Source organism: Bathymodiolus thermophilus thioautotrophic gill symbiont (assembly GCF_003711265.1).
Classification (GTDB): Bacteria; Pseudomonadota; Gammaproteobacteria; order PS1; family Pseudothioglobaceae; genus Thiodubiliella.
In genome coordinates this window covers 1,955,617-1,968,947 of the sequence record NZ_CP024634.1, presented here as the reverse complement: position 1 = coordinate 1,968,947, position 13,331 = coordinate 1,955,617, and the positions used below count along the sequence as shown (strand labels likewise).

The following is a 13,331-nucleotide window of genomic DNA, read 5'->3' as shown; positions in this document are numbered from 1 at the left end:
TAGAAAATGAATAAAACGCATACTACAAAAGATTTAGAGCGAAATAAACTTTCTGATTATTTGCCACATTTGGCTTTTGATGAAGACAAAAATGAGTTTATTAATGCTGACAATACATTTGGTTATGCATTTGAGTGTTCGCCGTTTTATTTCATTGGCACAAAAACAATTGATACGATTGCGTCAATCTTGCGTCAAGATTACGGTAAGGGGGCAGTTTTACAATTTATTTTATTTGCCGATACTAACATTGATAATTATTGTAGCCAAGTAAAACGGGGCGATATTCGCCAAACACCACTGACAAAAAAAATGAGTAAATATCACGCTGATTTTTTAAATAATCCAAAGGCTTATGGTCAAAAAATTAAAGCAAACAAGCTTAAGAATTTTAGATTATTTATTTTCTTAAAGACATCTGAAAGCCTTAAAAAATTGACTGTTAAAGCCTTTGAAGAAAGTTTAATTGGTGCTGGATTGGCACCAAGACAGATTAAAGCTCAAGAGTTGCTTTCTCTGTTGCGCCAATTGCTTAATAATTCGCAGAATAATTCAAAACATTATGATGAAAATACATCTATTGCAAAGCAGGTTATTCAGTCAGATACAGAAATTGACTTTGGACATAAAGATTACATAACTGTTGGGGATGAGTTTGTTAGCGTTGTTTCGCCAAAAGATTTTCCAGAGTCATTGAATGATCAAAAGTTAAATGCAAATCAAGTTAACGAGTTATTGGGTTCTTACAAAGGTGGTATTAACGATTTAGAGCAAATCACTTCTCGGTTTTTGTGGTCATGCAATATTTTGCTTGATAAAGTAGATGGGGAAATTCGTCAAAAGTCATTACTTGCTAGCGCTCAAAGAATGGGTGCAAAACAATCGAATAATATCAATGACCGCATTAGCGTTTTGTCTCATGCTTCTAAAAACATACATTCAGATTATTATCTAAAATTCATTCCAACGCTAGTTTTATTTGCTGATAGTGAAGAAGATTTGTCAATTGCAACTACTAAAGCAAGGCGTTTGTGGGAATCGCAGGGCTTCCTAATGCAGCATGAAAACCACATAAAGCATATTTTGTTTTTATCGGCATTACCATTTGGACTGATTGCTGGAAAAAATAATAGCAATATTGGTCTGATGGATAGACACTTTATTGCACCTGCAAAAGCAGTGGCAAATCAATTGCCAATTCAAGCCGATTTTTTTGGCTTTGGTTATCCAATTGTTCCATTTGTTGGTCGTAAAGGCCAAGTACAAGGTCTAGATATATTTTCAAAAGGTTCAAATAACCATAATTTTTTGTGTTGTGCCACTTCAGGTTCTGGAAAGTCATTTTTTGTCAACTGGATGCTTTTGCATTATTTTGCCGCAGGTGTAAAAATCAGAATTAATGATATTGGCGGTAGTTATAAAAAAATAGCGTCTATTGTCGATGGTGTTTATATTGATATAGCAGATAGAAGTGTTAATTTAAACCCCTTTCAAAGCATTAAAGGGCTTGATGATGAAGACAAAAATGCCGATGTTGAAACCATTGCAATGGTTTTGGGTGAAATGTGCTGCTCAAAAAGCGACATAACTTTATCTGATGAAGAAATCGGATTGCTAACACATGCCGTTAAGCATGTTGTTGCTCAAGGAGAGTTTAAGAATTCAATTGACCTTGTGCAAGATTATTTAGTGAATTTAGAAAAATACAGTTCTAATGATAGTATTCCAAATACGCTTCATGATCGTGCAAAAGAATTATCTTTTAATCTTTGCGATTTCGGCTCTAGTGGCGACTATGGCGATTATTTCAATGGTGTGAGTGAAAATTCGTGGCAAGACAACCCCTTTGTTGTATTAGAACTAGAGTCTTTGAGTGCTAAGCCAGCGTTAATGAAAGTTGTGTCATTGCAAATTATTAATATGATGACGCAAGAAATGTATCAGGGAGATCGCAGTGAAAAGAAAATGTCTATTTTTGATGAGGTTGCCTTTATGTTTGGTTCATCGCAACGCTTAGCAAAAGTGGTGGAAGATGGGTATCGGAGGGCACGAAAATATAATGGTTCTTTTGGCACAATTTTTCAATCAATTTTAGATACTCAACTTTTTGGCAGAGTTGGAGAAGTGATGCGTAACAATGCAGCCTTTCAATTTTATTTAGAGAGTAGAGATTATGCTAAGGCTATAGAATCTAAGTTAATAAGTTATGACGGCATTGCTAAAGAATTACTGCTTTCTTTAAAATCAAATAGGCCACACTACTCAGAAATTTTTATGGATACACCAGGTGGCGTTGGTATTTCTCGTCTAATGGTCAGCCCGTATGGGCATGCTGTTGCAACTACAGATGCCGATGAGGTTCACGAAATTGAGCAATATCAAGAGCAAGGCTTAGAGGTTGATAAGGCTTTGGAGAAATTCGCACAAGCACGAGGTCTCAATGTTAGCGAATAGCAAAATTATTGTTATATTTATTGTCGGTATCTTTTCCTGGTTAATTCATGCCGACAACCCTATAACGACTAAAGAATTTGCTAAAAACACTATCGAGGGATTACCAGTTGATAGCCAAAGTTTTTCAAAGGCATATATGAGTCCTATGATTGGCGAGAAACAACTATCAACACCAAGTGGCACTAAATTTGATGTGAGTTTGTCCTGTCCTACCTCTAATGCTTTTTTGGAGGTAATGGCACAGACCTCCTCGACTGGAGATATATCATTTTTGCAATTTAGTAGAGATAAAGATGTGGATGGCGTCATTGATAGCGTTAAAAGATTTCCAAAAATGGTGAGTGGTGTTTGCACAACAGGGCTTATTAGTTGCACTCCTGGCACTTGGAGTGACTGTGTTGGTTATAAATGGAACGGAAAAGATGACAATCTTTCGTTAATTGAAACAGGTATTGGAAATCTCGGGGGGTGTTATTGCATTAATCAGTCCTGTGGCGACAGTAGTAGAAGTCAAAGAATTATTTCATCTATTGTAACTGACCTAGGTACTGCTGCCGCTAGTGCTTTGGCAAATAACAATCCGCAATATTCTATCAGCGGAGCACAAACAACTGGGTCAATTGCAAAGTTTTATGGACAAAAATTAGTAGGTTGCGGTGAGGGTTCCGCAACAACGATGGCAAGTTATTATCAAAATCCACAAAATATAGAAAGTGCAGCGAATAGTTATAAGACTGATGCGAATGGTATTTATCAATTAATTGCTAATTCTGATATTGCCAAAAATTCATTAACGACACGCCAATTTTGCACAATTAATCGCAACACAAGCGATAGGGCGATGCGACTGTCTGATATTGTGAGTTATAGTGGCGGTGATGGTGGTGTGCATAGTTGTGCAGGTGATGGTTGTTTGGAATTAACATTAGGAAGGATTGGTAATGATTATTGGAGTGGTTATTGCGATATACGGCATCAAAAAGTATCATTTTATGTCAATATGCCGGAAAGAATTAAACGAGCAACTTTGGTAAGTGCCAAGTGGGATGATTGGATAAGGGTTTCCGTAAATAATCAAAAACTTTATGCATACCCTTATCCCGATTGGGACGGACAAACTATTGACGGTAAGAGGTGCGAATGGTCAACTAGTTGGAGCGCACGCCCTAATGTTAACTTTACAGATTTAATCAAACAAAAGGGCAGAATTGATTTTAAGATTGATGTTCAAATTGCTGGCTCTGGAGAAGGTTATGCTTACGCTCAAGTGCTTGTTGATGAGTCTTGTGGGTTAGATCAGGAGTGGATAGCAAATTCTTGTGAAGTGATAGATGAAGATAAAAACTGCAAACTTAAAAACGAAACTATTGATGGCGTGCAAACTTATAAAGACTATCATCCAACAGGAAAAACGCCAATTGCCAGTGAGCGCAGTATTAGCAATAGTTGCGATGCGAAAATAAAACGCAATTGGTGGAAAGTAGAGCGTGAATACGAATGTATAACTAATTCAGAATTTGATTTTAGCAAGGGTATCGCACGCAATGCAATTGTCCAAACCTCTGCCAAAAAAGACGGTTTTAACGATGTCATAAATGGCGTAACAAAAGTAAACGAATTGATTTTACCCGATATTGAAACACAATCAAATTGTACTAATGCGTGCAAAGTGAAGCGCAAAAAAGACAAAGTCTCAGTTTCTGCCCAAGGACCAGTTACCAACAGAATTAATGAAGATTGGGAAATACTTTATCGAAAATGTACTGGAGAGAATCAAAATATTTGCCCAAATGAAGCAGGTGAACAAGTTACCACTTCTTGCTCGTGTTTAAATGAATTTGACACGGCCAGCACGATGATGCAATCATTACGCCAAGCCGCACAGGAACTTATTTGCTCAAAGTAAATGAGAATAAAAATATAAATACAAAAAAATGGAGTAAAAAATGAAAAACATTAATACAAAAATAACACTGTCAGTAGTCATATTGAGCGTAACTTTATTACAAGGTTGTGTTGCAACAACATTGCAAACAGTAGTGCCAGCGATTATCGGCGATGTTAGCGCAGATGCAATTAGAACCTCATTTTCGAAAGAAGATTTTGGCTTGATAGATGATGGGTTGAAAAACAAACAATCTGTTTATATTGGCTTTGATACTTTAATAGGAGAGGTCAACGCCAAAGAAGTGTGTGATTCTTTCAGGGAAAGAAACGATAAATACAATTGTCAAATCGTTGCTTTGACAAAAGATGCAAATGAGTATAAAAAACTTAGTTACTCAAAACCTAGTGCAGATGGCATTTATTTAAAAATTACGAAATTAGATTTTGGTGTTTTTACTGGCACAACATACCAATTAACTTATCAAAACATGTTGAGTGGAAAAATTGCTAAATTTAGCACACCTGGATTTTTTAAAAGAAGTCAAATTATTAAATATAAGACCCCTGCATTAAACTAAAAAACCCAACAAAAAATCACAAATCAACTCTCAAAACCTTATGCAAACATTAGCATTTATGATAAAATACTATAATTATCAGACACTTACAAAAAAATGCGAGTTAAAACCACTCAAGAACAAACCTTTGCTGATAGTTTTATCAACATACCAAACTCCCAGCTAGACATCATTAACAAAGTTATCGATTGGGAAGTTATAGCCAAAGATCTGTCTCATATTAAAGTTGACTATTCTGCTGTTAGTCTGTTTAAAGCGCTATTAATAGGCACATGGCACAATCTCTCTGATGAGAAGTTGGCTGATAGTCTTAGTAGAGATTTAGTCTTTATTAACTTTTGCAACTTTAGCCTAAGTGGCAACAAACCTGATGCCACAACCATTGGCAGATTTAGAACCAAACTAATCAAACAAAATCTATTTGATAGACTTTTGAGTAGCATCAATCTTATGCTTGAGAACAATCAACTCAAACTCTCTAATGGCAAACATGTTGCCATGGATGCAACCTTAATTCAAAGTGCTAGACGCACTAAGAAGATTATTACAACACACAAAACTGGTGAGGTTTATGAGATTGATAGTAACCCAATTCAATATTCAGATGATAAAGATGCAAGATGGACATTTAAGGCGGGAAAATACACTTATGGATATTCATCAGTAGTAACAACTGATGCCAATGGATTAATTAACAAAGCCACTACGCACCCTGCTAATGATAGTGAAATGACTCATTTTGAAGAAAATGTTAAACAGGCAGGCAATCAAAAAGGCGTAAGAGTTTTATACGACAAAGGAGCAGCCTCTCAAGCTAATAGTGAAGCACTTAAAGCACAAAAGTTAAGAGATGGTATTATGCGCAAAAAACCCAAAGGCAAGCAAATGAGTCATTGGAATAAATTACGCAATAAAGCAATCAGCAAAAGAAGGTTTGTGGTTGAACGCACCTTTGGTACGCTCAAACGCACTTATGGTTTGGCAAGAAGTCGTTATATTGGTTTAGAGAAAGTTGCCAGCGAAGTTAATCTTAAAGCTATTGCTTATAATCTAGTTAGAGCGGCGAATGTTTATATTAACAAGGGATTAAATACAACCTAGGGATTATTGTGTCTTTTTTGTGGAAAGAGTAAAAAATGAGCGATTTATAGTTGATATTGATGATTTTTTTAATGAAAGCTGGGTTTTATATGTTTTTTGACTTTGAAAAGTCAAAAATTGAGGGTTTTGGGTTTTGATGGTTGGTTTTAGGGTGCTATGCAGGGGTCTTAATATGTTGGAGAATATTTAATGCGTTTAGTGAAAAAAGCAGATGATAAAGTTAAATAGCAAAATACGAATTGCCCTATGCATTGTGTTTATTTATTTAAATCCAGTGCATGCAAGTAATTTTGTTTGTGGTCAAGACATTGATGGTAATGGAGACATTGGTGGCATAGGTGAAAATGCTAGTTGCCAGGTCATCGGCACCGAGCAGTTCTGTAGTGTTGGCGCGCAAACTTGTGATGTTGTGCAAACTTATAACTATAAATGCGACCTTGATGAATCATTTTATGATGATGAAAACACTTGTAAATCTTCGTGTAAAAATAATGCACAAGTAATAGAAATTATAGATATTTTCTACTATAACTCGTCAATTTTTTGGTTCTCTGCTGTACGCTTCCAAGGGCGGCAATTTATATTTTTTCCAGCAAGTAGTAATTGGGACGAATATACTAAAGATAAGGTCAAGTTTAAGAAAGTTTTACTTATAAAAAAAGAGAATTATCCTGACGCATCCACACCTTATTTTATTTTGAAATACAATGGCACCGCAACAACTTTAATGGAGTCTTCTAGAGTTAATTATTGCTCTAAAAACAATATTAACAACACATACTCCTGTCCTACTGCCGGCAATAGTTGCGTTAATGTTGATGGCATTCAAAAATGCTCTATAAATCCCTGTATAGATTTAGATGTGACGCCACCTAAGGATGTTACGCCACCATCAGTTATAGAAATTGATGATGGTGAAAGGAGTGTGGATGGTGCCTGCATGGATCAGGCATTAATGTTTTCAGGGCGTAATTTATCGTGCAAGTATTCAGGAATAACTAAGAATTGCTGCAAAGATACAGGTGTTGTTTATAGGGATTCTTCGGGTAGTATGTTGAGTAATACTGCTAAAAGTATGGCAATAGTCCAAACATACGGCGCTGTTTCTGCAGCATATACTGCTTATACTGCCTCAGCCGCAACTGGAGCAACAGCCGCAGCCTCAAGTGCGGCGGCTTCAAGTGCTGCACAATCTGCATTTGTTGGTGTTGACCCTTATACCGTTGCTGTAGTAATAGCAATACAGGTTATTTCAAAGTTTATATCTTGCGGTCAACAAGACACTGAAGCCGCTATGCTAAATGGATCGGGCTATTGTCATTTGATAGGTACTTATTGCTCTAAAGAATGGACTATTGGTTGTGTGCAACGATCTAAAAGTTATTGTTGTTTTAATTCAAAACTTGGCCGTATTTTGCAAGAGCAAGGGCGAGCCCAAATGGGTAAAAGTTGGGGTAGTGCAAAAAGCCCATCTTGCGGTGGTTTTACTCCTGACGAATTTCAATCATTAGATTTTAGTCGTATCGACCTAACCGAGTACTATGGCGACATGAAGTCTAAAGGAGATTCCTTAATTCAAAAGAATATTACTGATAGTGTTACTGATTACTATAAGCAAATTAAAAAATAATGAAAAACTATGTTAATATTGTTATTATTTTATTATATGTGTTGAGCGGTGTTAGTAACGCTATTTCTATTTCAAAGGGCACAACTTATAAAATTATTGAACCCGATTTGTTGGTTGAAATTCAGAAAAAAGCTAAACAAGTTGATTGGCAAGCATTGCAAAGAAGTATGAAGCTTACTCAGGAAATTGCATATTTGCCAATCGCTCAAGAAGACAAATCATATTATTACACACCTACCGCTGCTTTACCTTTTGAAGTTAAAGATAAAAATGGTAAAGTTTTATACCCAAAAGGGTTTGAATTTAACCCTTTAAAATATACGACTTTACCCAATCAATTGATTGTTTTGGGTTCTACTCGCCACTTAAAAATGATGTCTAGCCTTTCTCCTCTGGTTAGTTCAGACGACACCTTATTGGTTGCCAATATAGATACCAAAGTATTTATAAAAAAAACAGGAAAACGAGCTTTTTTATTAACTAAAAATGCGATTAAAAGATTAGGTGTTAAGCAAGTGCCAGCAATCATTAGTCAACAAGGCGATAGATTCTTAATTCAAGTTTTTGCACCAAGGGGTAATTAAATGCAATCAGTCGATCACTTACTTTCACTGTTAAAAAATATGAATTTTCACTCAATTGTTGATATGGATATTTTTCAAGGTGACATTATATTGATGATAATTGCTAGTGTCATCTTGTCTTTAATCGTAATTAAGATACGATTTTTGATATTCGGGTTACTTTTTAGAAATCTAGGGAAAATTATCATTGGATTAGCACTGATATTAGCAAGTGTGATGTGGTCAAAAGCAAATGCTGGCAGTTGTTCAAATAGTTTTTTGTCAATACCAACCGAAGTGAATTGGCAATGTGTGTTCCCAATCTCTATTGGTGGCGTTGTTGAAATGGCGAATGGCCAAGATCTTGGAGATGAAAATATAGGAGATAGTATTTGCGCTTGTGGAGGCGAAAACCCTACGGTGGGTATTAGTGTTTCATTTTGGGAACCTGCACGAGTGATTGACACCGTGCGCGATGCGTGGTGCATGAATGCGATTGGTACACAACTTGAAAATCCAAGCCTTGGACAAGGTAGTGGATCGCTTTTTGTTGATTCCACAAGTAGTGGTATAAGTCCTAAAATATTTGCCCAAATGCACTATTACAAATTCCCAGTTTGGAAAATTTTAGATATGTTTACTGATTTACCTTGCACTGAAGATGTGAGTTTTGATATTGCAATGATGAGTGAATTGTTACCACATTGGAATAATCCAGTATTAGCAATGTTACTTAATCCCGAGGCCCTGGTGTTCGGCAATCCTGTCGCTCAACTTGCATGTGCTGCTGATTCAATTGCAGCTGCAACTGGCAACCCAATTGATCATCTTTTTTGGTGCATGGGTAGCTGGGGTAATGCCTACCCCTTTACAGGTTCAATTGGCGCAACTGATAGAGTGGAGGCAAACGCAGGCATTGCTGCACGCAGTATTTATATGATGGGGCGTACAGGCTTACTGCTTGACCCTGGTGTTGATGCGTGCGGCAGTGTCTATACGCCTATTTGGAAAAAAAGCCATTACAAAATTCAACTAATGCGTCCAGTTAAAGACAATGCTTGTCGTCCTATCGGGATGACTGGCATGGGTTGGACTATGTTTAAAAATAAACTTGTAGGTGGCGGCAACTATTCGTGGATGGTGTTTAGAAAAGTTAAATGCTGTGTGGGATATTAATTTTAATCGTAATTAGCAAAAGAAGGAAAAATAACGATGAATAACTATTTTAATACTTATATTATTTTATTATTACTCGCAAGCCCTTTGTCGGCAAGTGATATTTTTTTGCCTGAAATTAACCAAGAGATGAAAAATCTTGCAAAAGAGGTGGCAAATTCAAATGCACGAGTAAAAGCATTTAATGTTAAAAAACCAAGTATTAATGGACAATTAAGAAATCGCATAAAGGCACTTGAAAAACAAGTAGATAAAGACAGTAAAAATCATCGTTTATCAGTTCAAAATTTAATGCTTAGAACAGTTAAAAACAAAAGTTGGAAAACTAAACAAGCGCAATTAATACGAGGACTTAAAAAAAACCTTAACATTCAAGAGCAAGAAGAATCTACAGTGTCGGGACACAGGTTATATTTATTTGTTTCATCTTCAATGCCAAAGAAAAAAATGCGCACTTACGCTAGGCAATTACAAAAATATCCAAATGCCCAAATGATTATAAGAGGGTTTATTGGCGGTGGCGAAAAAATGCAACCCACCATGGCTTATATTAAATCTATTATTACCAAAGATGAGAATTGTGGCAGAGGTGTTGCCTGTAAGACTTATAAAACTAGAATCAATATAGATCCAGTTCTTTTTCAGCGATACACCATTAACAAAGTGCCAACTTTGGTTTATGTTGATGAATTGAGTGGTGGTAATTATTGTTCCGAAGGGAATATTGAAGTTGTCAATGCAAGCGGTGTTCATAAATTTATTGGTCTTGCACCATTTAAATACATGATTCAAGCACTATCTGAAAAAACCGATCTGTCAAAACTCAAGCATTTACTAGAGATAAGATAATGAAAAACTATTTTAATATTAATATTATTTTATTATTACTCGCAAGCCCTTTGTTGGCAAGTGATATTGAAAAAAACATAGGAAAAGGCTATTGGAATTATGAGGTAGCACCAAAAGAAGCCAAAGAAAAAAAGTTAAATTCACTACCCCCTGCACCCCCTGCACCTGCGTTATTGCCGAAGTCAAAAGTTTTAATGAAATTACATCCAAAGCAACTTCAAGTATTGATTAAAAAATGGCGTAACCATGCAATTCACACACTCAATGCGGCGGATGTGTCTGAATATTTAAGAATTCAAGATGTTGGCCGAAAAAAATCAGCTGCTTATGCTGCAGTTGTGGGCTTCGTTACTCAAACAAACCCAAATTTATCTCTTGCTGATGAAGTGCCAATTACCAACACTGGTAAACAAGCGCAATTTAATACACGCAAGCGCACCATGGATGATTATTTACAAAAATCAACGCATCAATATGGATTATTGTATTTTAGTTCTAAAACTTGTGAGTATTGTAGATTGCAAGATGGTGTTCTAAAGCAGTTTTTAAGCGTGTTTAATTTTGATATTAAAATCATTGAGTTAAGTCAAAACCCAAGTTTAGCACAACGCTTTAACATTAAACAAACACCAAGCATTCTAATTGTTAAGCGCAATAGCGATAAATATTTACCTGTTACTTTTGGTGCTACTTCATTACCAGCATTAACTGAAAATATTTACCGTGCTATTCGTTATATCCAAAAAGAAATCACACCAACACAATTTTTTACCAACCAAAGTGATATTGGCACAGGACTAGATCCAAATAATACACAATGAATAAATCAACAGAGAGATTAACAATTAGATTGCCTTTTTCAGAAATGCAAGCAATTAAACAGATGGCGAAAGAATCAGACCAGAGTGTGGCAGAAATTGTTCGCTCAATGATTAACGATAAATTAAATTATGATAAAAATCTCAATCAAAAAATGCTCGTTGAAATTTTAATGATTTTGCGCAGTCAAATTAAATCAGAAGATTTGAATAGAGTTTTACAAATGGTTGATGCGTTTAAAAAACAGCAGGGTATCGAATGAAAAAAATATCAAATGTTAAAAATTGGTTGCGAGGCGGTCAGATTGTTGATCACAATATTCGTATGTTAAGGCAAACCGCTAAGCGTGTTTCTTGGGCAACACTTATCATCTCTACTGCTTATATTGTTATTTACGCTACAATCAATACAACTGCCAACGACCGTAAGCTTGCAATCAATTATCATTATTCAAGTTTAATGACTTATGTAGGCATTGAAAAAGGTGTTAATAGAATTTTATTTAATGGCCGACATATTACTTTAAAGCATCCAAGAGTTGCAAATTCAGTGATATTTATAAGTGCAAGCAAGCGCATTAACAATGTTTTGTTAAATTCTTTTTTTCAATCTCTGTTGCTTAATTTTTTTATTTACATTTTAATTAGTTTGTATATCCGCAAGCAAGGCAAAGTCCATCAGGCTGACAAGTTTTTGAGAGGCGGAACTCTCGTTAAAAATGAAGATTTTCAAAATAGTTTAAAAAGAAAACAAATCAATGTAAATTTAAAGCTTGGCGAAATACCAATTTTGAAAAACACTGAAACTATCCATTTTGAAATTAGTGGCGCTACTGGTACTGGTAAGTCGCAAACCCTTAAACACTTGATTAGAGATATTAAAAATAGAGGTGATAGAGCCATTATATATTCAACTTCTACCGAGTTTATTTCTGAATTTTACGATAAGTCTAAAGATGTTATTTTAAACCCATTGGACGATAGATCGCCGAACTGGAGTATTTGGAATGAGGTACAAGAAGTTTATCATTATGATGATATTGCTGCCTCCATAATTCCCGAAGTAGAAGCGGGTGCCAACGATCCATTTTGGACTGATACCGCTAGATCGTTATTATCAAATAGTGCACGAAAATTGCAAGAAACAGGCGAATATTCAACAAAAATATTATTTGATAAATTACTTTCAATTTCACTTAAAGAGATTGCCAAGATAGTTAAAAATACAGCCGCTGCTACTATTTTTGCTGATGGCATTGAAAAAACTGCACTAAGTGTTCGCTCAACTCTGCTTTCAAAACTCGAAAGCTTTAAATTTTTAACTGAAGATAGGGGAGATTTTAGTATTAGAGAATGGGTTAAAAATGAAGATAACAATGGTTGTGTGTTTATTAATTCCATTGGCGATCAACACGAAGTACTAAAGCCACTAATAAGTTGCTGGGTAGATATTTTTGCGTCAAGCATACTGTCATTACCTGAAGATAGAAAAAGAAGGGTGTGGCTAATTATTGACGAGTTACCTAGTCTTCATAAGCTTAAATCTTTAGAGAAAATATTAGCAGAGTCTCGCAAGTACGGTTGTTGCGTTGTCCTTAGTTATCAAAGTTATTCAAAGATACAATCTATTTATGGGGAAAAAGGCGCACAGACTTTGTCTGATTCAACTGCAAGTAAAATATTTTTTAGATCTAATGACCAAAAGAATGCACAGCATTCCTCGGAGCAATTGGGCAAAGAAGAAGTCAAAGTTACTAATGAAAATTTATCTATGGGTGCGCATATTGGCCGTGATTCTATTTCTATTTCTGAGAATGAAAAGCTACGAGAATTGGTTTTACCGACAGAAATACTTAATCTAGGGGACTTGCATGGATTTTATCGTCTCCCAGGTAACTATCCTGCTGTTAGTTTTAAGCAGAAATTTTTTAAAGCTAAAAAAATACAGGCCAATGGTTTTGTTGCCAGCACTAAAGATAATCATATTTACATGCTAGAGAGTAATGTAGGTATCAATAATAGTGACGGTATTGAATCCAGCGCAAACGCCAATCCATATTTTTTTAATGAAGCCACTTTAGGTGATGTGCCAGATTATGTAAAAATGGAAATACCATTCGATAATCAGCATCAGCAGTATTCTTTAAACTTCAATGCTCACACGCCAAAAACAAAAGTTACCTCTGAAGGCGAAGACAAAATACCAGCTAATGATGATTCTAAGCAAGATGCAAATATGGACTTCAGTAAAGCAAATATGTTGAGGGGGGTCTAA

General features: G+C 35.6%; 11 protein-coding genes. All 11 read left to right on the top strand.

Annotated features, from left to right (window positions below; genetic code table 11):
* The first annotated feature begins 6 nt into the window (after nucleotides 1–6).
* The 11 genes from MS2017_RS06855 to traD all read left to right on the top strand — a co-directional run bounded on the left by MS2017_RS06855 (nucleotide 7) and on the right by traD (nucleotide 13,331).
* The gene (locus MS2017_RS06855; protein ID WP_071563303.1) at nucleotides 7–2,454 is read left to right on the top strand and encodes a TraC family protein; all 2,448 of its coding nucleotides are present in this window, start codon (nucleotides 7–9) and stop codon (nucleotides 2,452–2,454) included.
* A complete protein-coding gene (locus MS2017_RS06850) occupies nucleotides 2,441–4,360 on the top strand; it encodes a hypothetical protein (RefSeq protein WP_122951726.1) in 1,920 nt (639 codons plus the stop codon). Before MS2017_RS06855 ends, MS2017_RS06850 begins: the two co-directional genes overlap by 14 nt.
* Nucleotides 4,361–4,400: 40 nt before the next feature.
* Nucleotides 4,401–4,919 (top strand): hypothetical protein, encoded by a 519-nt coding sequence (locus MS2017_RS06845; protein ID WP_122951725.1) that lies wholly within the window; start codon nucleotides 4,401–4,403, stop codon nucleotides 4,917–4,919.
* Nucleotides 4,920–5,015: 96 nt separating this feature from the next.
* Entirely contained in the window at nucleotides 5,016–6,020 is a 1,005-nt protein-coding gene (locus MS2017_RS06840) for an IS5 family transposase (RefSeq protein ID WP_122950936.1), read from the top strand.
* Nucleotides 6,021–6,231: 211 nt separating this feature from the next.
* Nucleotides 6,232–7,650: a conjugal transfer protein TraN gene (gene traN / locus MS2017_RS06835; RefSeq protein ID WP_122951724.1), complete on the top strand. Its 1,419-nt coding sequence runs from the start codon at nucleotides 6,232–6,234 to the stop codon at nucleotides 7,648–7,650.
* A complete protein-coding gene (locus MS2017_RS06830) occupies nucleotides 7,650–8,234 on the top strand; it encodes a hypothetical protein (RefSeq protein ID WP_122951723.1) in 585 nt (194 codons plus the stop codon). The genes traN and MS2017_RS06830 overlap by 1 nt, the downstream gene beginning before the upstream one ends.
* Nucleotides 8,235–8,273: 39 nt before the next feature.
* Nucleotides 8,274–9,389, top strand: coding sequence for a TraU family protein (locus MS2017_RS06825; RefSeq protein WP_164707649.1), 1,116 nt, complete (start codon nucleotides 8,274–8,276; stop codon nucleotides 9,387–9,389).
* A 36-nt stretch (nucleotides 9,390–9,425) separates the two neighbouring features.
* Nucleotides 9,426–10,238, top strand: coding sequence for a TrbC family F-type conjugative pilus assembly protein (locus tag MS2017_RS06820; RefSeq protein ID WP_122951721.1), 813 nt, complete (start codon nucleotides 9,426–9,428; stop codon nucleotides 10,236–10,238).
* A complete protein-coding gene (traF, locus tag MS2017_RS06815) occupies nucleotides 10,238–11,059 on the top strand; it encodes a conjugal transfer protein TraF (protein ID WP_071563309.1) in 822 nt (273 codons plus the stop codon). Before MS2017_RS06820 ends, traF begins: the two co-directional genes overlap by 1 nt.
* A complete protein-coding gene (locus MS2017_RS06810) occupies nucleotides 11,056–11,319 on the top strand; it encodes a ribbon-helix-helix protein, CopG family (RefSeq protein WP_071563310.1) in 264 nt (87 codons plus the stop codon). Before traF ends, MS2017_RS06810 begins: the two co-directional genes overlap by 4 nt.
* Nucleotides 11,316–13,331, top strand: a complete 2,016-nt coding sequence (gene traD, locus MS2017_RS06805; RefSeq protein WP_122951720.1) for a type IV conjugative transfer system coupling protein TraD — start codon at nucleotides 11,316–11,318, stop codon at nucleotides 13,329–13,331. The genes MS2017_RS06810 and traD overlap by 4 nt, the downstream gene beginning before the upstream one ends.

What these genes read in the sequence shown, in the direction of transcription:
- traF (WP_071563309.1), top strand. Translation starts at nt 10,238, where the DNA reads ATGAAAAACTATTTTAATATTAATATTATTTTATTATTACTCGCAAGC.
- traN (WP_122951724.1), top strand. Translation starts at nt 6,232, where the DNA reads ATGATAAAGTTAAATAGCAAAATACGAATTGCCCTATGCATTGTGTTT.
- MS2017_RS06810 (WP_071563310.1), top strand. Translation starts at nt 11,056, where the DNA reads ATGAATAAATCAACAGAGAGATTAACAATTAGATTGCCTTTTTCAGAA.
- MS2017_RS06855 (WP_071563303.1), top strand. Translation starts at nt 7, where the DNA reads ATGAATAAAACGCATACTACAAAAGATTTAGAGCGAAATAAACTTTCT.
- MS2017_RS06845 (WP_122951725.1), top strand. Translation starts at nt 4,401, where the DNA reads ATGAAAAACATTAATACAAAAATAACACTGTCAGTAGTCATATTGAGC.
- MS2017_RS06830 (WP_122951723.1), top strand. Translation starts at nt 7,650, where the DNA reads ATGAAAAACTATGTTAATATTGTTATTATTTTATTATATGTGTTGAGC.
- MS2017_RS06850 (WP_122951726.1), top strand. Translation starts at nt 2,441, where the DNA reads ATGTTAGCGAATAGCAAAATTATTGTTATATTTATTGTCGGTATCTTT.
- MS2017_RS06820 (WP_122951721.1), top strand. Translation starts at nt 9,426, where the DNA reads ATGAATAACTATTTTAATACTTATATTATTTTATTATTACTCGCAAGC.
- MS2017_RS06840 (WP_122950936.1), top strand. Translation starts at nt 5,016, where the DNA reads ATGCGAGTTAAAACCACTCAAGAACAAACCTTTGCTGATAGTTTTATC.
- MS2017_RS06825 (WP_164707649.1), top strand. Translation starts at nt 8,274, where the DNA reads ATGAATTTTCACTCAATTGTTGATATGGATATTTTTCAAGGTGACATT.
- traD (WP_122951720.1), top strand. Translation starts at nt 11,316, where the DNA reads ATGAAAAAAATATCAAATGTTAAAAATTGGTTGCGAGGCGGTCAGATT.